Annotated in this window: 18 protein-coding genes; 5 read left to right on the top strand and 13 right to left on the bottom strand. The window is 67.5% G+C overall.

Annotation, left to right across the window (positions count from 1 at the left end; genetic code table 11):
• Positions 1 to 5 precede the first annotated feature (5 nt).
• From F624_RS0108160 to F624_RS0108150, 3 genes are all read left to right on the top strand, one after another.
• Positions 6 to 572 carry a sigma-70 family RNA polymerase sigma factor gene (locus F624_RS0108160; protein ID WP_031254486.1) on the top strand — a complete coding sequence of 189 codons (567 nt, stop codon included), beginning with the start codon at positions 6 to 8 and terminating at the stop codon, positions 570 to 572.
• A complete protein-coding gene (locus tag F624_RS0108155; protein ID WP_019573798.1) occupies positions 569 to 799 on the top strand; it encodes a zf-HC2 domain-containing protein in 231 nt (76 codons plus the stop codon). The genes F624_RS0108160 and F624_RS0108155 overlap by 4 nt, the downstream gene beginning before the upstream one ends.
• 239 nt (positions 800 to 1,038) lie before the next feature.
• The gene (locus F624_RS0108150) at positions 1,039 to 1,527 is read left to right on the top strand and encodes an RNA recognition motif domain-containing protein (protein ID WP_019573797.1); all 489 of its coding nucleotides are present in this window, start codon (positions 1,039 to 1,041) and stop codon (positions 1,525 to 1,527) included.
• A gap of 124 nt (positions 1,528 to 1,651) precedes the next feature.
• Here the strand turns inward: F624_RS0108150 and F624_RS0108145 are convergent, their stop codons facing one another.
• The 4 genes from F624_RS0108145 to F624_RS0108130 are packed head-to-tail and all read right to left on the bottom strand — an operon-like array spanning position 1,652 to position 4,695.
• Positions 1,652 to 2,443 carry an SDR family oxidoreductase gene (locus F624_RS0108145; protein WP_019573796.1) on the bottom strand — a complete coding sequence of 264 codons (792 nt, stop codon included), beginning with the start codon at positions 2,441 to 2,443 and terminating at the stop codon, positions 1,652 to 1,654.
• A gap of 7 nt (positions 2,444 to 2,450) precedes the next feature.
• A complete protein-coding gene (gene lptC / locus F624_RS0108140) occupies positions 2,451 to 3,113 on the bottom strand; it encodes an LPS export ABC transporter periplasmic protein LptC (RefSeq protein WP_019573795.1) in 663 nt (220 codons plus the stop codon).
• Entirely contained in the window at positions 3,110 to 3,706 is a 597-nt protein-coding gene (locus F624_RS0108135; protein WP_051107347.1) for a KdsC family phosphatase, read from the bottom strand. Before F624_RS0108135 ends, lptC begins: the two co-directional genes overlap by 4 nt.
• Before the next feature lie 11 nt (positions 3,707 to 3,717).
• Positions 3,718 to 4,695, bottom strand: coding sequence for a KpsF/GutQ family sugar-phosphate isomerase (locus F624_RS0108130; protein WP_019573793.1), 978 nt, complete (start codon positions 4,693 to 4,695; stop codon positions 3,718 to 3,720).
• A gap of 59 nt (positions 4,696 to 4,754) precedes the next feature.
• Here F624_RS0108130 and F624_RS0108125 point away from each other — a divergent pair, with 59 nt between their 5' ends.
• A complete protein-coding gene (locus F624_RS0108125; protein ID WP_019573792.1) occupies positions 4,755 to 6,740 on the top strand; it encodes a monovalent cation:proton antiporter family protein in 1,986 nt (661 codons plus the stop codon).
• A 20-nt stretch (positions 6,741 to 6,760) separates the two neighbouring features.
• Here F624_RS0108125 and nosR read toward each other — a convergent pair whose 3' ends face one another.
• From nosR to F624_RS34000, 6 genes are all read right to left on the bottom strand, one after another.
• A complete protein-coding gene (nosR, locus tag F624_RS0108120; protein WP_019573791.1) occupies positions 6,761 to 8,068 on the bottom strand; it encodes a response regulator c-di-GMP phosphodiesterase, NosR family in 1,308 nt (435 codons plus the stop codon).
• An 8-nt stretch (positions 8,069 to 8,076) separates the two neighbouring features.
• Positions 8,077 to 9,024 carry an ATP-binding protein gene (locus tag F624_RS0108115; RefSeq protein WP_019573790.1) on the bottom strand — a complete coding sequence of 316 codons (948 nt, stop codon included), beginning with the start codon at positions 9,022 to 9,024 and terminating at the stop codon, positions 8,077 to 8,079.
• Positions 9,021 to 9,896: an HDOD domain-containing protein gene (locus F624_RS0108110; protein WP_019573789.1), complete on the bottom strand. Its 876-nt coding sequence runs from the start codon at positions 9,894 to 9,896 to the stop codon at positions 9,021 to 9,023. Before F624_RS0108110 ends, F624_RS0108115 begins: the two co-directional genes overlap by 4 nt.
• A complete protein-coding gene (locus tag F624_RS34765) occupies positions 9,893 to 10,099 on the bottom strand; it encodes a hypothetical protein (protein WP_157443373.1) in 207 nt (68 codons plus the stop codon). Before F624_RS34765 ends, F624_RS0108110 begins: the two co-directional genes overlap by 4 nt.
• A gap of 6 nt (positions 10,100 to 10,105) precedes the next feature.
• Entirely contained in the window at positions 10,106 to 13,024 is a 2,919-nt protein-coding gene (locus F624_RS33350; protein ID WP_084679452.1) for an EAL domain-containing protein, read from the bottom strand.
• 119 nt (positions 13,025 to 13,143) lie between these two features.
• On the bottom strand, positions 13,144 to 16,518 hold the full coding sequence (locus tag F624_RS34000) for an EAL domain-containing protein (protein WP_019573786.1): 3,375 nt from the start codon (positions 16,516 to 16,518) through the stop codon (positions 13,144 to 13,146).
• A 195-nt stretch (positions 16,519 to 16,713) separates the two neighbouring features.
• Between F624_RS34000 and F624_RS0108090 the strand changes: the two genes are divergently transcribed.
• Positions 16,714 to 17,280 carry an adenine phosphoribosyltransferase gene (locus F624_RS0108090; RefSeq protein ID WP_019573785.1) on the top strand — a complete coding sequence of 189 codons (567 nt, stop codon included), beginning with the start codon at positions 16,714 to 16,716 and terminating at the stop codon, positions 17,278 to 17,280.
• Between the two features lie 12 nt (positions 17,281 to 17,292).
• Here the strand turns inward: F624_RS0108090 and F624_RS0108085 are convergent, their stop codons facing one another.
• The 3 genes from F624_RS0108085 to F624_RS33345 all read right to left on the bottom strand — a co-directional run bounded on the left by F624_RS0108085 (position 17,293) and on the right by F624_RS33345 (position 20,206).
• On the bottom strand, positions 17,293 to 18,057 hold the full coding sequence (locus tag F624_RS0108085) for a hypothetical protein (RefSeq protein WP_019573784.1): 765 nt from the start codon (positions 18,055 to 18,057) through the stop codon (positions 17,293 to 17,295).
• A gap of 71 nt (positions 18,058 to 18,128) precedes the next feature.
• Positions 18,129 to 18,620 carry a cyclic nucleotide-binding domain-containing protein gene (locus tag F624_RS0108080; RefSeq protein WP_019573783.1) on the bottom strand — a complete coding sequence of 164 codons (492 nt, stop codon included), beginning with the start codon at positions 18,618 to 18,620 and terminating at the stop codon, positions 18,129 to 18,131.
• Positions 18,621 to 18,706: 86 nt separating this feature from the next.
• Complete coding sequence (locus tag F624_RS33345) at positions 18,707 to 20,206, bottom strand: glycosyltransferase family 2 protein (protein ID WP_019573782.1); 1,500 nt, start codon at positions 20,204 to 20,206, stop codon at positions 18,707 to 18,709.
• Between the last annotated feature and the right edge of the window lie 41 nt (positions 20,207 to 20,247).

Raw genomic sequence — 20,247 nt, 5'->3', positions numbered from 1 at the left:
CGGCCATGAGTTTCGAACACCAGCTGGCCGAGCATCGGCCCTATCTGATCAAGTTTGCGCGACTGCAATTGCGCAACGAGACCTGGGCCGAGGACGCGGTGTCCGAGACCTTGCTGGCGGCCCTGAGCCGACCCCAGGCGTTTCAACAGCAATCGCAACTGAAGACCTGGCTGGTGGGCATCCTGAAGCACAAGGTGGTCGACCAGATGCGCCAGCGCGCCCGCGAAGTGGTGCTGGACACCGGTGACGACGAGAGCGATGAACTGGAAGCCCTGAGCTTCACGGCCAACGGCCACTTTGCACAGCCCCCGCTCGACTGGGGCAACCCTGAGCAGCAATTGCAGTCGCGCCAATTCATCGAAGTGCTGGAGACCTGCACCGAACGCCTGCCGGCGGCCATGGGCCGGGTGTTTCTGATGCGCGAATGGCTGGAGCTGTCGTGCGAAGAAATCTGCCTGGAACTCAAGCTGAGCCCGAACCACCTGTATGTGCAACTGCACCGGGCCCGCTTGCGGCTGCGGGAGTGCCTTGAAATCCACTGGTTCGGCCTGCCCCGGGGGGTCACGCCATGATCCTGCGACGCAACTGCAAGGAAGTGGCCGCCCTGCTGCTGGCCCGTGAAGACCGCCAACTGGGCCTGAAAGAGAAGCTGGCACTGCGGCTGCATCTGGCCGCCTGCGATGCCTGCCCCCTGTTTGCCAAACAGGTGCTGACCATGCGCAGCGCCTTCACCCAATGGCGACATCAGGCTGACTCTGGCGAAGCCGGCAACCCCCCTCCTCCTGGCGATCAACCCTGACGCAAAAAGGCCATGTCACCTGCGCCACCGATATCGGCCATGAATTGAATTTGTTTTTTTTCGGTTCATTTCCCGCAAAGAAACAAAAAAACACTTGCATTTTTCAATACACCATGGTTTTAATGCAGAAGCATGGCTTCGATTCCATGCAAGCTTGCGGTGATCGGTCAGGTTCGCGTCCGAAGTGTGCGTTTTCGGGACTCCATCGCTTTGTTAATGTGTTTTTGAGGAGTCCCTTGATGGGCAACAAACTGTACGTAGGCAACCTGCCTTACTCGGTGCGCGACAACGACCTGGAACAGGCTTTTGGCCAATTTGGTGCTGTGACCAGCGCCAAGGTCATGATGGAGCGTGACACCGGCCGCTCGAAGGGTTTCGGCTTTGTGGAAATGGCGAGCGACGCCGAAGCACAATCCGCCATCAACGGCATGAACGGTCAATCCCTCGGTGGCCGCAGCGTGGTGGTCAACGAAGCCCGCCCGATGGAACCCCGTCCCCCGCGTAGCGGTGGCGGCTTCGGCGGCGGCGGCGGTGGTGGCGGCTACGGTGGTGGCGGCCGCAGCGGCGGCGGTGGTGGCGGCTTCGGCGGTGGCCGCAGCGGTGGTGGTGGCGGCGAAGGCGGCTTCCGCAGCCCCTACGGCGCTGGCCCGCGTGGCGGCAACGGCGGTGGCCGTGGCGGCTACGGCGGTGGTGGCGGCGGCGGCTACGGCGGCGGCAACAGCTACTGATCGGTTTTGAACAGTACGCACCTGGGCGTTCAACCAGGCAGGCAAAAGGCTCCCCAGGGAGCCTTTTTCTTTGGGGGGCCCACCCACAGCGCCAAACTGGGGCTTGCCGCTGGACGGCCCGGGCTCAGCCCTGCGATGACTGCCGGTGCTTGCGAGGACGGCCCACCAACAGGCGGTCGAACCAGGCATTGGGCAGGGCGCGCAACAAGCTGGCCACCACCCCCATCTGCCAAGGAATGACGCGGTATCGCACGCCCGCGAGGATGGCCCGGTAAGCGCTCTCGGCGAAGGCCTCGGGGCTCATGAGAAAAGGCATGCCGTAGCGGTTCTGGCGGGTCAGGGGCGTGTCCACATAGCCGGGGCAGATCGTGACCACCTTCACGCCATGGGGGCGCATTTCACCGCGCAGGCTCTCGCAATAGCTGATCACGCCGGCCTTGCTGGCGCAATAGCCACCATGGCCCGGCAGGCCACGGATGCCGGCCACGCTGCCCACGCCGACCAGGGTGCCGGCACCGCGCTGGACCATGCCAGTGATGAAAGGGTGGAAGGTGGCCGCCAGACCGATGTTGTTGGTGGCAAAGATGCGGGCCAGCACCGCCAGATCCTCGCGCTCGGCGGTGTCCACCCCGACGCTGATGCCGGCATTGGCCACCACCACATCGGGCAAGCCCTGTTGCTGCAGGCAGGCCTGACCCGCCGCCACGATCTCATCGGTCACCGACACATCGGCCGGGTAGAGGGCGTAGCGCTCAGGGGCCAAGCCCTGCTGCTCGGCCCAGGCCTGCATCTCGGCGTGGCGCCGCGCCACCAGAGCGAGGCGCCAGCCAGCCTGGTGGAACCGCCAGGCCAGGGCCTGGCCGATGCCGCTGGAGGCACCGGTGATGAACACCAGGGGACGCTGTTGCGGGCTCATGCGGCCCTCAGCGCCTGGGCTTCACGGCCACACCCGGCACCAGGGTGCCGTGCACATGGCCGCGCAGTTCGAGGGTGCGGGCCAGGTTGTCGAAATCCATGGTGTCGCCGGTGAAACGGTCATCGCCACGGATCAGCACCACGGGCAGGTGACTGCGCACTTTCTCGGTGTCGGTGAAGGCGTGCAGGAACTCGCTGCGGAACTCCATGCGCGGCGCCACCCGCCCGCTGGCGTCGGTGAAAGGCTCACGCACCACCACGGCATTGCCGAACAGCTGCACCTCGGTGCTGTCGCTGTTGCTCAAGGCCCGCTTGGCGGTGGCCACCGTGACCTGGCCCTCGGCACTGTAGGAGCGCAGATGGACCTGGTCGATCTCCAGCGTGTCGGTGTCGGGGTAATGGCGCCCCTCGGTGCCGCGCACCTCGCTTTTCAGGCGGCCCTGCGGGTCAAAGGTCTTGACCGCGAAGTCGCGCATGAAATAGTCGGGCTCGTGACGCGGCGCCTGCTGCGGGCCGGCGGGGGAGAACACCGGGGTGGTGCGCACCAACCAGTAGGTGCCCAGGGCCAGCACGCCCATGAGCATCACCGGCAGGTAGATGGACAGGTGATCGAGCAGCAGGCGCAACAGGCCCAGGGCGGGCCGGCGCCGTGGCAGGGTGGCGGTGCTCATGAGGCGGCGTCCTGCAGCAGGCCGGCGTAGCGGCCGCTGGCCACCAGCAGCAGGTCACAGAACTCACGCCCGGCCCCTTCGCCCCCACGCAGCCGGGTGACATAGCGGGCGCAGGCCAGGGCTTCGGGGTGGGCATTGGCCGGCGCGGCGGCCAAGGCGCAGCGGCGCAGCACGGGCAGGTCGGGCCAGTCGTCGCCGATGGCGGCGGCCTGCGACCAGTCCAGGCCCAGGGCCTGCAGGGTCTGCTCGGCGGCCGGCCGCTTGTCTTCGGTGCCGTAATGCACATGGGTGATGCCCAGGGCCTGCAGGCGCCGGCGCAGCGGCTGCGAATCACGGCCTGTGATGACCACCGGGGTGATGCCGGCGCGGGGCAGCAGCTTCAGGCCATGACCATCCAGGGTGCTGAAGCGCTTGAGCGTCTCGCCCGCCTCGCTGAAATACAGGCCGCCGTCGGTGAGCACACCGTCGACATCGAAGAAGGCCACCTTGATGCCCTGGGCGGCCAGCAGCAGCTCGGGGTCGAAGCGCAGGGCGGGGAGCAAGGGCGCGAGGGGCGCCAGGGCGGCCACAGAGGCGGGGGCAGAAGGGTTCACAACAGGCTTTCTCAGATGACCTTGGCGCGCATCAGGTCGCCGATGTGCACGATGCCCACCAGGGTATCGTCGGGTTCGCAGACCAGCACGCTGGTGATGCTGTGCTGCTCCATCAGGCTGGCGGCGTCGACGGCCAGCGCATCGCTGCGGATGCGGCGTGGGCGCGGGTGCATCACCTCGCGGGCCACCACGCCGCGCAGGTCCACGCCCTGCTCGATCAGGCGGCGCAGATCGCCATCGGTGAAGATGCCCACCACGGCGCCGGCCTCATCGACCACGGCCGAGGCGCCCAGGCCCTTGACGCTCATCTCACGCATCAGCTCCAGGAAAGGGGCCTCGGGCCGGACCTGGGGCACGGCATCCCCGCGGCGCATGACATCACCGACATGGGTGAGCAGCCTGCGGCCCAGGGCCCCGCCCGGGTGGGAGCGCGCAAAGTCTTCGGCGCCAAAGCCCCGGGCTTCCAGCAGGGCCACGGCCAGGGCATCGCCCAAGGCCATCTGGGCGGTGGTGCTCGCGGTGGGCGCCAGGTTGAGGGGACAGGCTTCGGCTTCGACACCGCTGTCGATCACCAAGTCGGCATGGCGCGCCAGAGATGACTGAGCGCCGCCGGTCATGCCGATCAGCAAGGCCCCCAGGCGCTTGACCACCGGCAAGATGGCGTCCAGCTCGGCCGACTCACCGCTGTTGGAGATGGCCAGCACCACATCGGCTGCGGTGATCATGCCCAGGTCGCCGTGGCTGGCCTCGGCCGGGTGCACAAACATGGCTGGCGTGCCGGTGGAGGCCAGGGTGGCGGCGATCTTGCGGCCCACATGGCCACTCTTGCCCATGCCGGTGACCACCACGCGCCCTTGCGTGGCCAGGATGCGCCGCACCACCTCCACAAACGCGGCCCCGGTGCGGGCCTTGAGGCCCTGGACCGCAGCGGCCTCGATGTCAAAGGTTTGCAAGGCGCGGCTCAGCACCTGTTGGGGATCAAATGTCATGCCGGTGATTTTATCGACCGCACCATGCCCGCAACCTCCGTGGGCTAGTATCGAACGCTATGACCTCACTGGAACTCACGCTGCTTTACCTGCTGGCCGCCGTGCTGGGCGTGGTGGGCTGCCGCAGCCTGAAGCTGCCCCCGATGCTCGGCTACCTGATCGCGGGCGTGCTGATCGGCCCCCATGCACTGGCCCTGGCCCAGAACTCGGAGGGGGTCCGCCACCTGGGCGAGTTCGGGGTGGTGTTCCTGATGTTCGCGATCGGGCTGGAGTTCAGCCTGCCCAAGCTGCGCGCCATGCGCCGCCATGTGTTCGGCCTGGGCCTGCTGCAGGTGCTGCTGACGATCGGCCTGGGCACGCTGGGATCGCTGTTCTTGTCGGTGCTGGCGCCCACGCTCTGGAAGATGGGCTGGCAGACGGCCCTGGCCCTGTCCGGGGCCATGGCGATGAGCAGCACGGCCATCGTGGTCAAGCTGATGGCCGAGCGGCTGGAGCTGGAGAGCGAGCACGGCAAGCGTGTGATGGGCGTGCTGCTGTTCCAGGATCTGGCCGTGGTGCCCCTGCTGGTGCTGATCCCGGCCCTGAGCAGCCCGCCCAACCAATTGCTGACCGAGCTGGGCGTGGCCATGCTGAAGGCCGGTGCGCTGGTGGCCCTGCTGCTGGTGGGGGGCCAGCGCGTGATGCGCTGGTGGCTCACCCTGGTGGCGCGGCGCAAGAGCGATGAGCTGTTCATGCTCAACCTGCTGCTGATCACCCTGGGCCTGTCCTGGCTCACCGAGACCGCCGGGCTGAGCCTGGCACTGGGTGCCTTCATTGCCGGCATGCTGGTGTCCGAGACCGAATACAAGCACCAGGTGGAGATCGACATCCGCCCCTTCCACGACGTGCTGCTGGGGCTGTTCTTCATCACCATCGGCATGATGCTGGACTGGCACATCGTGCTCGAGCGCTGGGGCCTGGTGCTGGTGCTGCTGCTGATGCCGGTGCTGCTCAAGCTCACCCTGGTGGCGGTGCTGGCCCGCACCCTGGGCGCCACGGCCGGGGTGTCTCTGCGCACCGGCCTGTACCTGGCCCAGGCCGGTGAGTTCGGCTTTGTGCTGCTGTCGCTGGCGCAAGAGCACAAGCTGCTGTCGCCCGAGCTGACCAACCCGATCCTGGCGGCCATGGTGCTGTCGATGCTGGCCACGCCGTTTCTGATCATGTACAGCAACCGGATCGTGATGAAGCTGGTGGCCAGCGAATGGCTGCAGCAGTCGCTGCAGATGACCACCATTGCGCGCAAATCGATCAACACCAGCAAGCACGTGATCATCTGCGGCTATGGCCGTTGCGGCCAGAACCTGGCGCGCATGCTGGAGCGCGAAGGCATACCCTACATGGCGCTCGACCTCGACCCCGACCGGGTGCGCAAGGCGGCCGCCGCCGGAGACTCGGTGGTGTTTGGCGATGCGGCCCGGCTGCAGGCCCTGATGGCCGCGGGCCTGGCCCGGGCCAGCGCGGTGGTGGTGACCTACCTGGAAGTGCCCAGCGCCCTGAAGGTGCTGGCCAATGCGCGCTCGCACGCGGCCCATGTGCCGGTGATCGTGCGCACCCAGGACGACCACGATCTGGAAAAGCTGCAGGCCGCCGGCGCCACCGAGGTGGTGCCCGAGGCCATCGAAGGCTCGCTGATGCTGGCCAGCCACGCCCTGGCCCTGGTCGGGGTGCCCATGCGCCGAGTGATCCGCGTGGTGCAGGACCAGCGCGATGCACGCTACAACCTGCTGCGGGGCTACTTCCACGGGGCCGACGACGACACGGGTCTCGAACGCGATCAGGAGCGCCTGCACACCGTCACCCTGCCCGAAGCCAGCCGCCAGGCCGGCCGGCTGCTGGGCCACCTGGCCCTGCAGGCCATGGGGGTGCGGGTGCTCAGCCTGCGCCGCCACGGCGGGCAGTTGGCGCCGATCGCGGACGACACCCCCCTGCTGCCCGGCGACACGCTGGTGCTGTCCGGCCGCCCCGAACCCCTGGCCCTGGCCGAGGAAAAGCTGTTGCGGGGATGATCAGCTGAAGGAGCGCAGGCTCAGGCTGCTTCGCGCACGGCCAGGTCCAACGGCCGCCCCTCGGACTGCTCATAGCGCCGGATGCGGTCGATCAGTCCCTGGGTGAGTTTCTGCCCCGCCGCCAGCAACACCACGCCCTCGGGGGTGGTGAAGTCCTTGCCCAGCACCATGCCCGGGGCCAGGCCATCGGTGTTGACCGGCTGGAGTTTGACCACCCGAGGCACTTCGACCTGGGTCAGCTGCAGGATCACGTCCACCACCTCGGGGTCGAACTGGATGCCACGGGCGCGCTGCATCAGGGTCTGGACCTCGGCCTGTTTGAGCTGGGCCCCGGTCAGGTGCCCCTGCAGCAGGTCGTCCCAGGTGTCGGCCACCGCCAGGATGCGGCTGCCCAAGGGGATGGCGCTGCCTGCAATCTTGTCGGGGTAGCCCTTGCCGTCAAACCGTTCGTGGTGGGCGCGGATCAGGCCGGCCACGGTCTGCATGTCGTCCAGCGCCATCAGGGACTGGGCACCCAGCGCGGCATGGCGCTGATAGAGCTGCATTTCGTCGGGCGTGTAGCGGCCCACCGGCTTGGCCAGCAGGGTGTCAGGCACCGCCATGAAGCCGATGTCATGCAGCAGGCCCGCGACAAAGATGTCCTGCACCTGGTCGCTGGGCACTTCCATGGCCACGGCAATGCGTCGCGCCAGATCGGCCACCCGCTTGCCATGGCCGCCCAGCAGGCCATTGCGCATTTCGAGCAAGCCCGCAAACACGCGGATGGTGGTGAGGTAGTTCTTCTTGAGCCTGTCGTGCGCCACGCCCAGCTCGGCCGTGCGTTCGGCCACCCGTTGCTCAAGACCGGTATTGAGCACCTGGAGTTCTTCGTTCTGTACCTGGGTGAGTTGCTGCAACTGGTCGCGCTCGCGCTGCAGGAACTGGCGTTCGGCGGCCTGACGCACGGTCAGGCGCAGTTCGGTCTCGTCCCAGGGCTTGTGGATGTAGCGGTAGATCTGGCCCTCGTTGATGGCCAGGATGGTGGCATCCATGTCGGCATAGCCGGTGAGCAGCACCCGGGCGGTGCCGGGCCAGCGGGCGCGCACCTCGGCCAGCAGGCGGGCGCCATCCATCACGGGCATGCGCATGTCGCTGACCACCACATCCACCGGCTCGGCTTCGAGCAGCGCCAGCGCCTCGGCCCCACTGCCGGCGGTGAGGATGCGGCAGCCCTCGGCGCGCAGCACCCGGCGCAAGGCCGACAGGATGCTGGGTTCGTCGTCCACGCACAGCACGCTCCAGGACACCATCGAGGCGCTGGCGGGGTTGGCAACAGGGGTCTCTTCCATGAATGTCCTCAGGCCGGCTGCGCCTGACGCACCGGCAGGGTGATGCGAAAGCGGGTGCCCTGCCCCAACTGGGAGCTGACCTCCATGCGCCCGGCATGCTTTTGGATGATGCCATAGGACAGCGACAGCCCCAGGCCCGTGCCCTGGCCCACCGGCTTGGTGGTGAAGAAGGGGTCAAAGATGCGCGACAGGTTCTCGGGGGCGATGCCACAGCCGTTGTCGGCCACCTCAACCCACACCTCGGCCCCCTCATGCCCGGTGCGCAGCGTGATGGTGCCGCGCTCGGCGGTGATCGAATGGGCCGCATTGACCAGCAGGTTCATGAACACCTGATTGACCTCCGAGGGCAGGCACTGCACCTCGGGCAGTTCGCCGAACTCACGCACCACGTCGGCCTTGTATTTGATTTCGTTGTTGACGATGTTGAGCGTGGAGTTGAGGCCGTTGTGCAGGTTGACCCATTCCCACTCCTGGCGTGCATCGACGCGGGAGAAATCCTTCAGGTCCTGCACGATCTTGCGCACGCGCTGGATGCCGTCGCGCGACTCGTTCATCAGGCTGGGGATGTCGTCCTTGAGGTATTCGATCTCCAGTTCTTCGTACAGGGCGCGCAGACGGGCGGCCACCGGGCTGCTGCCCAGCTCGCTTTCGGCCTGCTCATAGGCCGACAGCATCTGGAACAGGTCCTGCAGGTACTTCTCGAGGGTGCTGAAGTTGGAGAAGATGAAACCGATGGGGTTGTTGATCTCGTGCGCGACCCCGGCAGCCAGTTGCCCGATGGAGGCCAGCTTCTCCGACTGGATCAGCTTGGTGCGGGCATCCGACAGCTTGCCATTGAGCTCTTTGAGCTCCTCGTTGGCCTTGAGCAGCTCGCTGACCATGGCACGGACCTGGTCCATGGACATCTGGTCCAGCAGCACTTCGGGCAGGCCGTTGTCGGGGGATGCGGTGTTCATGCCGGAATCTCCTGAGTGGGGCGGAGAATCGCCCGCAGTTGTTCGAACTCCTGCTCGATGCGGGGCAGCAGGCGCGGCAGATGCTGGCGCACGGAGGCCATCCGACCCCAGGCCCCAGGCTGCAGCGGAGGCACGGCTTCATGGGCCACACCCGCCAGGTCCAGGGCATGCACCAGGGTGTTGGCACCGTGCACCAAGTCCGTGAGGCTGAGCTGCGCGCTGTCAGACGGGTGGTGGTGCCCTGCAATCGCCTCGACCACTTCGGGCGCAAAATGCCAGTGCTGGGCCAGCCAGGCCCCCACCTCGGCATGCGACACCCCCAGCAAGGCCTGCTCGGCCTGAAGGTGCGGGGCATCATGTTCGACAGCCCATTGCAGGGCCTGAGCCATCTCGATCGGGTAGAGGCTGTCCAACACCAGCAGACCGACATCGTGCAGCAAGCCGGCTGTGAAGGCGGAGGACTCGTCCAGCCCCTGCGACTCGGCCAAGGCACGCGCCGCCACGGCACTGGCGATGGAATGGCGCCAGAACTCGTCCAGGTGCAGGGCCTTGCCATGCAACTGGTCGAACTGCACGGTCAGCACCGCGGCCAGCACCAGGGTACCCAAGGGACGCAGACCCAGGATGTTGATGCCATCCCGGATTGAAGTGATGCGCCCCGACATCCCATAGAACGGCGAATTGGCCAGTTGCAGCACCTTGGCCGCCAAGGCCTGATCCAGCGACAAGGTCTCGGCAATCGGGTCCAGGTTCACATCCTGCTGCTGCAGCAAGGACATGAGCTGAACCACCACCGCTGGCAGCGAGGGCAAGGCACGCACCTGCTCGATGCAATGCGCCCGGTCCAGCGGCAGAACGTGGGGCAGGTTCATTCGTGGACTCCGCGGTGGTCGGCCAGGACCTGGCGCAGGGGGTGCGCCTGGCAGCGGCGAAACAGATAGGCCAGCCGCTCACCCGGGGTGGGCGGGGCATCAGGGTGCTCTGCGGCGTGCAGCCGAGCCGCCGGGCTGGCTGGCAGCAAGGCAGGTGACGGCGGGTTCGCCTCGTCAAGAGGGATCAAAATCTCTGTGGACATGGATCGTCAGGCCAATTCGTTGAAAACCAGCAAATGTCCCCTGGGGGCAGATGCGCCAAAAGGTCGAGCGTGAGCACGCCAGCGCCTGCCCGACCATTCAAAATCGAGGACCTGCTCGACCGGCTGCTCCCACAACAAGGACAACTGCGCGGGCAGCACGCTCACAGCGCACTGCCCCAGCAGCAAACGCTCGGCGCCCAACATTTGTTGCGCCGCCAGGTTGGCCATCACCACCAGCCCCTCCGGGTCGATGCCAAAAGCGGGCACCGGCAGCAGGTCCAGCATGTCGCGGGCGGCCGTTGCCCGGGAGGCTTCCAGCCCCAACTGCGCCTGCTGGTTGCTCAGCACGCGCTCCAGACGGCCATTGAGCACCGCCATCTCCTCGTTGGCTTCGCGCACCTCCAGGGCCAGCCGCCGGTTCTCGTCGGCCATGCCTTTCTGGCTGAAGGCCTCCTGCACATGCACGCGCAGGCGCTCGTCGTCCCAGGGCTTGGTCAGGAAGCGGTAGATGGCGCCTTCGTTGACGGCATCGGTGATGGACTGCAGCTCGGTGTAACCCGACAGCACCATGCGAACCGTGTCGGGGTACAGCTCCTTGGCCCGGCGCAGGAATTCGACCCCGGTCATGCCCGGCATGCGCTGGTCGGACAGCACCACATCCACCTCGTACTCGGCCATGCGCTGCAGGCCTTCGGCGCCGCTGCCGGCGGTGACGATGCGGTAGCCATCGCGGCGGAACAGGCGCTTGAGCGCGGCCACGATGTTGGGCTCATCGTCCACCAGCAGCAGGGTGCGCTCGCGCTGGCGGCGCATGAAGCGTTCGGGCAGGCGCACGGCGCCGGCACGCAGCTGATTCTCCAGCGTGGCCAGATCGACCACCGGGCTGAAGGCCTGGCCCTGGATGCGGTCGCACCCGTTGGCCACCAGCAGGGCCAACTGCCCATCGGTCTCCACGCCTTCGGCCAGCACCTTCATCTGCAGGCTGTGCGCCATGTTGATGATGGCCCGTGTGAGCGACACCGCGCCGGAGGCGGCCGTGACATCGGGCACACAGGAGCGGTGCACCTTGAGCACATCCACCGGCAGGCTGCGCAGCAGGCTGAGGTTGGAGGAGCCGGTGCCAAAGTCATCGAGCGTGATCTCGATGCCCAGGGCGCGCAACTCGGCCAGCTTGCGCGCCATGTCGGCCGAGCCCGCCATCAAGGCCTGCTCGGACACCTCCATGCCGATCAGCACCGAGGGCAGGCCATGTGACAGCAGGGCCGTCTGGAACTTGGCCACCAGGTCGGGCTGCTGCAGTTGCAGCGCCGAGTGGTTGAGCGCCAGGCGCAGGGGCTTGAGGCCTTCGTGCAGCCAGTTCTGCAGCAAGGTGCAGGCCGCTTCGCGCTGCCAGTCGCCCAGCATCACGATCAGGCCGGTGTGGCGGGCCACGGGCAGAAATTCTTCAGAAGGCACTTCGCCCAAGTCCCGGCTGTGCCAATGCAGCAGCACCTCGGCCCCCATGGCCAGGCCGCTGGCCAGGTCGATCTGCAATTGAAAGCGCAGCTGCAGCTCATCGCGTTCGACCGCATGGCGCAGCCCCGCCTCGATGGCCAGGCGACGTTTGGCCTGCTCGTTGATCTGCGGCGTGAAGAAGGCGATCTGATCCCCTGTGCCCTCAACGCCCTGGCGCGCGGTCTGGGCCGCCTCCAGCAGGCGGCTGGCGGTGTCGGCATCGGCCGGAAAACGGGCCACCCCCACCTGCGGCACCGGCACGATCTCGGCAAAACCCAGGCGTTCGGGCCGCCTCAAGGCCTCCACCACGCAACGCGCCAGCTCGCGGCCGGCAGCGCCCTGATCGTCTGCACTGTCGGGGCATTCGCCCATCAACAGGGCAAACTCGCCGCCGCCCACCCGGGCCACCACATGCTCGGCGCCGCCCAGGGCGCTCAGGCGTGCAGCCACCGCCATGGCCATGGCGTCCCCCGCGCCATAGCCCATGGACTGTGAGAGCTGATCGATCTGCTCGATGTGGATGGACAGCAGGGTGATGGGGCGCGGGTCCCAGCTGGCCGCATGCACGGCGGCGTCCAGGCGGTCCAGCAGCTGATTGCGGTTGGCCAGGCCCGTGACCTCATCGTGGTTGGCCAGTTCCTGGATGCGGTGCTCGGCCTCGCGCTGGGCGGTGATGTCCTGCAGGATCAGGTAGCCATGGCGGCGGCCATCCGGCCCGGTCTCGACCATGCCGCGGTGCAGGATCTCCAGGCGCGAGCCATCGGCCCGCATCAGGCGGTGCTGAAACTCGAAGGGCTCGTCGTCGATGGCCGCGCCCCAGATCGAGGCCACGTAGCCGCGCTCTTCCGGCGGTACCCAGCGCAGCAACCGCCAGGCGGCGATGCCGCCCACGGGCAGGGTGTGCCCGAGCAGCGTACCCAGCCCGCGCGAGACCACCGCCAGCCCATGGTCCAGATCCAGCTCCGCCGAACCCGTGCGGCACATGCCCTCGGCCTGCGCCAGCATGCGCGCCTGCCAGTCGACCGAAAAACTGATCCAGTCGAGCTGGCTGGCATTGACCAGGGTGATGATCTCGGCGTCCGGCCCCAGTGCCGGAACACGCCAGGAGAAGGCCCGCCCATTGAAATTCACACCGTTGGCCAGGTCGCAGGCCACGATGCGATGGTCTTCGCCCAGACCACGCAACTGGGGCCAGAACGTGGGCCAGCACTGGCGCAGCTGAGAGGGCTCCAGCGAGGCTTCATGGCCATCGCCTCCGAGCATGCGGGCAAAGCGCCGGTTCACCAGCCGGGGCTGGCCGGCCACCAACAGGGACAGGCCCAGTGGTGCCTGATCAAACAATGTGGCCCGCAGCAACGACTCGTCGCAAGCAGGGCCTGACGCCCCTGGCAACAGGCTGCACTCGCTCGATGTAAGGCCTTCGCTTGACATGGGGTGGTCCTTTGGAGCCCCTGAAAACAGTTTTTCAGCCAGGCCCCGACTCGCATATTACGAGCACAAATGAGCCGAATCAAGCATTTATAACAATTAATTTCAGTCTAAAACGATATTTATGATTCATTGTACCCATTGATTACCCAAGCCTCGAGAGCCACCGCGGGGACAGGGCGGCTGTACAGATAACCCTGAAAAGCTTCGCAACCATTGCGCATCAGGAAGGCGCGCTGCCCTTCGGTCTCGACGCCCTCGGCCACCACGGCCAGGCCCAGGCTGGCCGCCAGCGCAATGATGGTGCGGGCAATGGTGGCGTCGTTGGGGTCGGTGAGCACGTCGCGCACAAAGGACTGGTCGATCTTGAGCTGGTCCAGCGGCAGGCGTTTGAGGTAGCTGAGGCTGGAGTAGCCGGTGCCGAAATCATCCAGCGAGAAGCCCACGCCGCGCATCTGCAGCCGGGTCATCTTGGCGATGATGTCCTCGACATCGTTGAGCAGCAGGCTCTCGGTGAGCTCCAGCTTGAGCAGCTGGGGCTGCGCCCCGGTGTGCTCCAGCACGGCCACCACGGCCTCGACGAACGCCGGGTCGCGGAACTCGCGCGCACTGACGTTGACGGCCATGGTGAGGTGCGCCATGCGGGGGTTGCGAGACCAGCTGACGAGCTGGCGGCAAGCTGTCTGCAGCACCCAGCGCCCCAGCGGCAGGATCAGCCCGGTCTTCTCGGCCAGCGGGATGAACTCGGCCGGCGAGATGTGGCCGCGCTGCGGGTGGTTCCAGCGCACCAGGGCCTCCACCCCCAGGATGCGGCCACGCCCATCGACCACGGGCTGGTACAGCAGGCGGAACTCGCCGCGCTGCAGGGCCTGGCGCATGTCGGACTCCATGGCCGAGCGGGCGCTGACGGCCTCCTGCATGCCGGGGTCGAAAAAACACAGGGTGTTGCGCCCGGCGGCCTTGGCCTGGTACATGGCCAGGTCGCCCCGCTTGAGCAGTTCATCCGGGGTCAGGCCCGCATCGCTGAACAAGGCGATGCCGATGCTGGGCGTGCTGTGGTGCAGGCTGTCGCCGATCGGATAGGGTTGGTTGAGGGCCAGCAGGATCTTCTGCGCCACCCCCTCCGAGGCGGCCACCGCCCCGGCCGGCTTCCGCCCGAGGTCGTCCAGCACCACCACGAACTCGTCGCCGCCCAGCCGCGCCACCGTGTCATCAGGCCGCACGCAGGCCACCAGGCGGGTGGCCACCTGGCTCAGCAACTGGTCGCCGCGGTCGTGGCCCAGGGTGTCGTTGAGGTCCTTGAAGTTGTCGAGGTCGAGGAACAACAGCGCGCCGTGCCGCTCGCCATGTCCGCAGGCGCTCAAGGCATGGCCCAGGCGCTGCAACAGCAGGCGCCGGTTGGGCAGGCCGGTGAGCTCGTCATAGAAGGCCAGGCGCTCGATGATGGCCTCGCTCCTCTTGCGCTCCGTGATGTCGCGCCCGACCCCCAGATAACCCTTGAACTGGCCCTGGGCATCAAAAAGAGGTGCGCCGCTGACCGACACCCAGCGCCCCAGGCCATCGCCGGCGCCGAAGCGCTGCATCTCAAAATCCTGAAAAGGTTCGTGGGCCTGCAGGGTGCGGCGATGCTCGGCCCACTGGGCCTCGGTCAGGTTGGGCGCATCGATTTCCCACCGGGTGCGGCCCAGCACCTGCGTGGACATCAACCCGCTGCGGCCATCGTGCTGGCCATCGATGCGCACAAAACGGAAGTCGGCGTCCTGCTCCCAATACCAGTCGGAGGACAGCAGGCTCAAATGGCGCCAGCGCTCCTCGCTCAGGCGCAAGGCCTCCTGGGTGTCGACGTAGGGCGTGACGTCGTTGAACGTGCGCACCCAGCCGCCACCGGGCTGCGGACGCGAGCGGACCTCCAGCACACGGCCCGAGACCGTGCGCCGCAGGTACTGATCAGGCAGGTCACGGCCGTCGGTATGAGGATGGGCGACCAGGCCCGCCCGGGCCTCTGGCGAGAGCAGCTCATAGCCTGGCCCCAGATCGCCGCGCGCAACCTGGAACTGCAGCAACTCCTCCGCGGTCACCCCGGGGCGCAACACAGGCTCGGGCACCTCCAGCAATTCCTGGAATCGGCGGTTGTAGAAACGCAACACGCCTTGCTCGTCAAAGCTCGCGATGCCCTGGCTGATGGTGTCCAGTGTCACCTCCAGGGCCCGGGTCTTCTGGGCCAGTTGTTCGGTGGCCTCACGCAGTTGCTCCTGGGCCTGGCGCCGCTCCTGGCGCGCCCGCCAGGCCAGCAGCAACTGGCTGGCCGTGTTGAGCAGGGGCTCGAGCTCCACCAGGTCCGGGCTGGCCACCGAGGCCTCGAACACCAGGCCGACACAGGCCACCACGCGGCCTGCCGAGGCCACCGGGATCACTTGCCAGCGCCGGTCGCCGATCTCGGTCTCGGCCGAGGCCTGCTGGACGCGACCCGGTGCCGCCCCTGGGCCGAGCACCTGCGCCATCCAGGCCGGGAAGGCCTGCGGCAGGGCGCCGACCAGGGCCTGCACGGACCACTGCGGCGCCTGCCCGGTGCCTGACACGCACTCGAACAGCCCCGCCGCCCGGGCACCGGTGATCTCGAGCACAAAGCCCATCATGCCCTCGAAGGCCGCGTGGGGTTCGGCATGCGCGATGAAGGCGCTCTGGGCCCGCGACAGGGCCTGCAAGAGCCGGTGCTGGCGGTTCAAGGCCACGTCGGCGCGATGGCGAGCCGTGACGTCCATGTAGGTGCCACTGATCAGCCTGGCCTGCCCTGTGGAGGTCCAATCGACCACCCGCCCCCGGCTGGCCACCCAGATCCAGTGCCCGTCGCGGTGGCGCATGCGGTACTCGGCTTCATAGGCGGCCTGCGTGCCAGCCAGGTAGTCGTTCAAGGCATCCTGGACCAAGGCCCAGTCATCAGGGTGAACCAGACGCTGCCAGGTGTGGACCGTGTTCTGGGCCTGCGGGCCGTCCAGGCCCAGCATCTCCAGCCAGCGCTGGCTGAGCCGGACCTCTGCCGTGATCAGGTTGCGCTGCCAGAAACCCAGATCGGCCCCTTCCAGCGCCATCTCGGACAAGGCGGCAGATTGCTGGAAGGCCTGCTCCAGCCGCGCCTTGTCGACCGCACTGAGCACCTGCCCCGGCACGGTGAGCAGGTAGCCCAGGCGGGCGTCCTGGATCAGGTAATCGGCAAAGCCCTCGCGCAAGGCCCGGGCGGCCGCCCATTCGCCGCCTTCTTCGACCATGATCACCGCCGGGATCTGACCCAGCGCAGCCAGCAGGTCGAAGGCCGAACCATCGGGCAGCTGGCGGCCAACCAGGGCCACATCAAAGGCCCCCTGCTGCAGGTGGCCCTGTGCCTGGGCCACGGAGCCCGCCACCGCCACGTGCCAGGACGGATGCTCGCGTGCCAGCATGTCGCACAGGGCGCTGCGGTGCGCATCATCGCGCTCAATCAACAACAGGGCGATCGCCATAAGGTAGGGAGGGGCTGAGGCAGCCAGAGAAATCGAATGGGATTATGTGCGCGACTTTGAAACAGAAAGCAAGCGGCCCGGGGCGCGCCTCCGCCCCCAGGCCCTGCACCGAGCCAGGCGCCGAAGGCACGGCTTTGCGGGCAGAATGCGGGCCACATCGAACAGACAAGGGCTTCCTGCGAAGCCCGCCCAGCCATGAACCGTGCCGAATCTTCGCTGCATGTCAGCCAATACCTGAAAGACCACATCCGGACCGTGCCGGACTGGCCCGCCCCGGGCGTGCAGTTTCGCGACATCACCCCTTTGCTGCAGAACCCGCGGGTGTTCCGCGTGTTGATCGATGCTTTTGTGCACCGCTACCTGGACCCGGCGCTGCGCCCGGACGTGGTGGCCGGCCTGGACGCACGTGGCTTCATCCTGGGGGCCGTGGTGGCCTACGAGCTGAACGTGGGCTTTGTGCCCATCCGCAAGAAAGGCAAGCTGCCCTTCACCACGGTGGAGGAGACCTACGAGCTGGAGTACGGCAGCGCCACGGTGGAACTGCACACCGACGCCGTCAAGCCCGGTGACCGGGTGCTGCTGATCGACGACCTGATTGCCACGGGCGGCACCATGATGGCGGGGCGCCGTCTGCTGGAGAAACTGGGCGCCGTCGTCACCGAGGGGGCGGCCATCGTGGACCTGCCGGAGCTGGGTGGATCACAACGGCTGGTGGACAGCGGGCTGCCGCTGTTCACGCTGGTGGATTTCGAAGGCCACTGACAACCCGCGGCGTCACAGATCGCCGTACTGGGTGTTGCTCAGGGCCTGGGGGCGGGAATCCTCGGGATCGTGCCCGGGGATTCTTTCTGTGTCTTCAAAGCCTGTGGGCTGGGCGGGCATGCGTGGCCCGCTTTGCAAGGTCTGCCCGACCGTGGGCTGGGCCGCACCGATCTCGGCCAGGGCCTTGTGGAAGGCGGCCACCTCGTCCGACTGGATGGGCTCGAAGCGCGGCGCAGCATGGGACACCTCTGACGCCTGGGGCGCCAAAGGCACCGGCGCATGGACCGCCTGCGCCACCGCCGCCCGGCGCTCGGGCGACAGGCCGGTCGAGACATGGTTGTTGAGGCGCCAGTACACCGCCGTGACCAGGATCTGGTGGCGGGCCCTGGCCGTCTGGGCCAGCAGCACTTCGATCTCGCTCAGGCGCATGTTGTCGCTGGTGACGTCGGGCGAGATGTCCATCATCACCAGGAACTGGCGCCCCTGCTGATCCAGCGACAGCACCTTGAACTTGTAACGCGACGACAACACCCCGACCCGGGCCATGGTGTCGCGCACCACGCCGTAGAGCAATTCGCGACGACCGTGCCGCTCGCTTTTGCGCTGCGGGGTTTGGGCCTCATGGGCCGGGGCTTCCGACCTGGGCTTGTCTTTGGGGGGCGGGGTATGGCCTGGCCTGGGGTGCAGCGGGCGGGTGTGGTCCATGTGCTGCAGGCCCGAGGAGTCGGGCAGGGCACGCGGGGGCTTTTTGCCAAACAGCCACGCAAGCAGGGACATCGACGCATTCCTTTACAAAGTGCTCAAGGGTAGCCCGAAAACCTGACTTGACGATGAATAGTGAGGGGAACTCAAGTGCTGGCCACGCGGCGGCGCCGCTGGCGCATGCGCCGCGCCATGACCGATCCGAGGGCCAGGCTCAAGGCCAGGGCCAGCGCCGGCTGGCGGTTGGCCAGCTCGGCAAAGCGCAAGGGATTGAGCGCCCACAACTGACAGGCGTTGTTCGCCTGCACGGTGGCGCTGCGGGGTTGGTGGGAGAAGAAGGCCCCCTCGCCCACCACCGAGCCAGCCCCCACCATGGCCAGGCGCAAACGGCCCTTGTCGTCCTCCAGGTGCACGCTGAGCGTGCCACTCTCCACAAGGTACAGCGTGCGGTCGAGCACGTCCTTGTGAAACAGCACCTCTGCGGAGGCCAGGGCCAGGGGCTGCAGGTAGGCGGCCAGGGTGTCCCATTGCAAGGCCGACAGGTTCAGCTCCAGACGGTCTTCGGGCGGCGCGTGAGCCAGGGCCGCCAACAGGCCCTGGAGATCGGTTTTGGCCACAGCGGGCAAGGGTGGAAACATAATGCGCCGAAGGTAACGCCGTCACACAAAGCGCACAAGGCAAGCGGCGCCTCAACGCACATTAAGAAACAATTGTTTCAAACCCCTCAAACAGGGGGTGCAATCAGGGCCTGGGTGGCGGCAGGAAGGTCTGCCGGCCAGGGCTCGCCCAACTCCCGCGCGATCAGCAGCTTGAGGGCCAGGGTGTCGAAGAACTGCCCGGCCAGCGCCTGGTGGTGGTGCTGCAGACGCGGCAGGTCGACCTGCCCGGCCTGGATCTCAAGGGTGGCCAGCAAGGCGGCGGCGGCATCCTGGCCTGGCACCAGGGCCGACTGCGCCAGGGTCAGGGCCGTGGGCAGGTCCCCCGTGAGCTCCGCCAGGCGGGCGCTGACGCGCAGGCGCTCGCTCAGCGCGGCCGCCGGGGCCTCTGGGCCAGCCTGCATGGCACCGATGGCCTGGGCGGCCGCCACCCATTCACACTGGGCCAGCAGGATTTCGGCGCCTTCGCCCTCCAGCGGCGCCCGCTGCTGCGGCGTGGCGCTGCGCAAGCCCTGCTGCACATGGGCCTGGGCCTGCGCGAAATCACCTTGCTGGCGGGCCATCCAGGCCAGCCACCAGCAGGCCTGGGCCGGGCTGGCTTGCGCATCGCTCTGCCAGGCCGCGTGATGGGCCTGGACCGGTGCGGCCAGGTAGCGCAGCAGGCTTTGGCGCGCTGGCGCCCACTCCCCGGCACGCGCCCAGGCACAGCCGGTGGTGAAGTCGAACACCGGGCCATGCAGATCGAGCAGACGCTGGCAGACCCGCGCCGCCTCGAGCAGGCGCCCCTGGTTCACCCAGGCCTCGACGGTGCGGGCCAGCAGCTGGGGCAGAAAGGGCAGGGCGCTTTGCTCGGCCACTGGCAGTTGCAGCACCCGCTCGAGGGTGGCCTGCAGCAGGGCGGCCTGCTCAGCCTGCTGGTGGGCCGGCAGCGAGATGGCGAGCTTGTAGGCCGGGTAGAGGGCATCGGGCGCCTCCTCGTGCACCCGCTGCAACAGGGCGAGGTTGCGTGCGCGCTTGCGCTCGCGCTCGCCGGCCTGCACGTAGCCGTGGTCACACAGGCTGACACCCGATTCGGGCCAATGGCTGCTGCCGATGGCCAGCAGGCTGTCGGCCACATCCTCATGCACCCGGCCCTGGAAGCGGATGCGCGCATCGCGCCGGAACAGGCGCAGCTGAGGAAACGACTGCAACACGGCCAGCGCACGCCCGTCCTTCAAGGGGTTGGCCCGGTCATCGGCCGCCGCCGTGAGCAGCTCGATGGTGACCCTCTGGGCCAGCACGTCCTGGCGCTGCAGGGCCCGCTCCAGCGCCGGCAGACTGGCCGGGTCGAGCTGCTGGTCGGCGTCCAGGCACAGCACCCAGTCGCCGGTGGCGGCCTCCAGGGCCACGTTGCGGGCGCGTGCAAAGTCGTCACACCAGGCAAAGTGCAGCACCCGGGCACCCAGGGCCTGCGCGATCGCTGCACTGTCGTCGGTGCTGCCGGTGTCGACGACGATCAGCTCCTGTGCCACGCCCTGCACCGAGCCCAGGGCGCCGGGCAGGTTGGCGGCTTCGTCGCGGACGATCATGCACACGCTCAGGCGTGGGCGCTGTGAAGGCAGAGAAGTGG

This window comes from Curvibacter lanceolatus ATCC 14669 (assembly GCF_000381265.1).
Lineage (GTDB): Bacteria > Pseudomonadota > Gammaproteobacteria > Burkholderiales > Burkholderiaceae_C > Curvibacter > Curvibacter lanceolatus.
This window is presented reverse-complemented; position numbering and strand designations above follow the sequence as displayed.

Excerpts from the sequence above, each read along its gene's own strand:
- lptC (WP_019573795.1), bottom strand. The coding sequence starts at position 3,113 with ATGAGCACCGCCACCCTGCCACGGCGCCGGCCCGCCCTGGGCCTGTTG.
- F624_RS0108125 (WP_019573792.1), top strand. The coding sequence starts at position 4,755 with ATGACCTCACTGGAACTCACGCTGCTTTACCTGCTGGCCGCCGTGCTG.
- F624_RS33345 (WP_019573782.1), bottom strand. The coding sequence starts at position 20,206 with ATGATCGTCCGCGACGAAGCCGCCAACCTGCCCGGCGCCCTGGGCTCG.
- F624_RS0108160 (WP_031254486.1), top strand. The coding sequence starts at position 6 with ATGAGTTTCGAACACCAGCTGGCCGAGCATCGGCCCTATCTGATCAAG.
- F624_RS0108155 (WP_019573798.1), top strand. The coding sequence starts at position 569 with ATGATCCTGCGACGCAACTGCAAGGAAGTGGCCGCCCTGCTGCTGGCC.
- F624_RS0108130 (WP_019573793.1), bottom strand. The coding sequence starts at position 4,695 with ATGACATTTGATCCCCAACAGGTGCTGAGCCGCGCCTTGCAAACCTTT.
- F624_RS34000 (WP_019573786.1), bottom strand. The coding sequence starts at position 16,518 with ATGGCGATCGCCCTGTTGTTGATTGAGCGCGATGATGCGCACCGCAGC.
- F624_RS34765 (WP_157443373.1), bottom strand. The coding sequence starts at position 10,099 with ATGTCCACAGAGATTTTGATCCCTCTTGACGAGGCGAACCCGCCGTCA.
- F624_RS0108110 (WP_019573789.1), bottom strand. The coding sequence starts at position 9,896 with ATGAACCTGCCCCACGTTCTGCCGCTGGACCGGGCGCATTGCATCGAG.
- F624_RS0108090 (WP_019573785.1), top strand. The coding sequence starts at position 16,714 with ATGAACCGTGCCGAATCTTCGCTGCATGTCAGCCAATACCTGAAAGAC.
- F624_RS0108145 (WP_019573796.1), bottom strand. The coding sequence starts at position 2,443 with ATGAGCCCGCAACAGCGTCCCCTGGTGTTCATCACCGGTGCCTCCAGC.
- nosR (WP_019573791.1), bottom strand. The coding sequence starts at position 8,068 with ATGGAAGAGACCCCTGTTGCCAACCCCGCCAGCGCCTCGATGGTGTCC.
- F624_RS0108085 (WP_019573784.1), bottom strand. The coding sequence starts at position 18,057 with ATGTCCCTGCTTGCGTGGCTGTTTGGCAAAAAGCCCCCGCGTGCCCTG.
- F624_RS0108115 (WP_019573790.1), bottom strand. The coding sequence starts at position 9,024 with ATGAACACCGCATCCCCCGACAACGGCCTGCCCGAAGTGCTGCTGGAC.
- F624_RS33350 (WP_084679452.1), bottom strand. The coding sequence starts at position 13,024 with ATGTCAAGCGAAGGCCTTACATCGAGCGAGTGCAGCCTGTTGCCAGGG.
- F624_RS0108150 (WP_019573797.1), top strand. The coding sequence starts at position 1,039 with ATGGGCAACAAACTGTACGTAGGCAACCTGCCTTACTCGGTGCGCGAC.
- F624_RS0108080 (WP_019573783.1), bottom strand. The coding sequence starts at position 18,620 with ATGTTTCCACCCTTGCCCGCTGTGGCCAAAACCGATCTCCAGGGCCTG.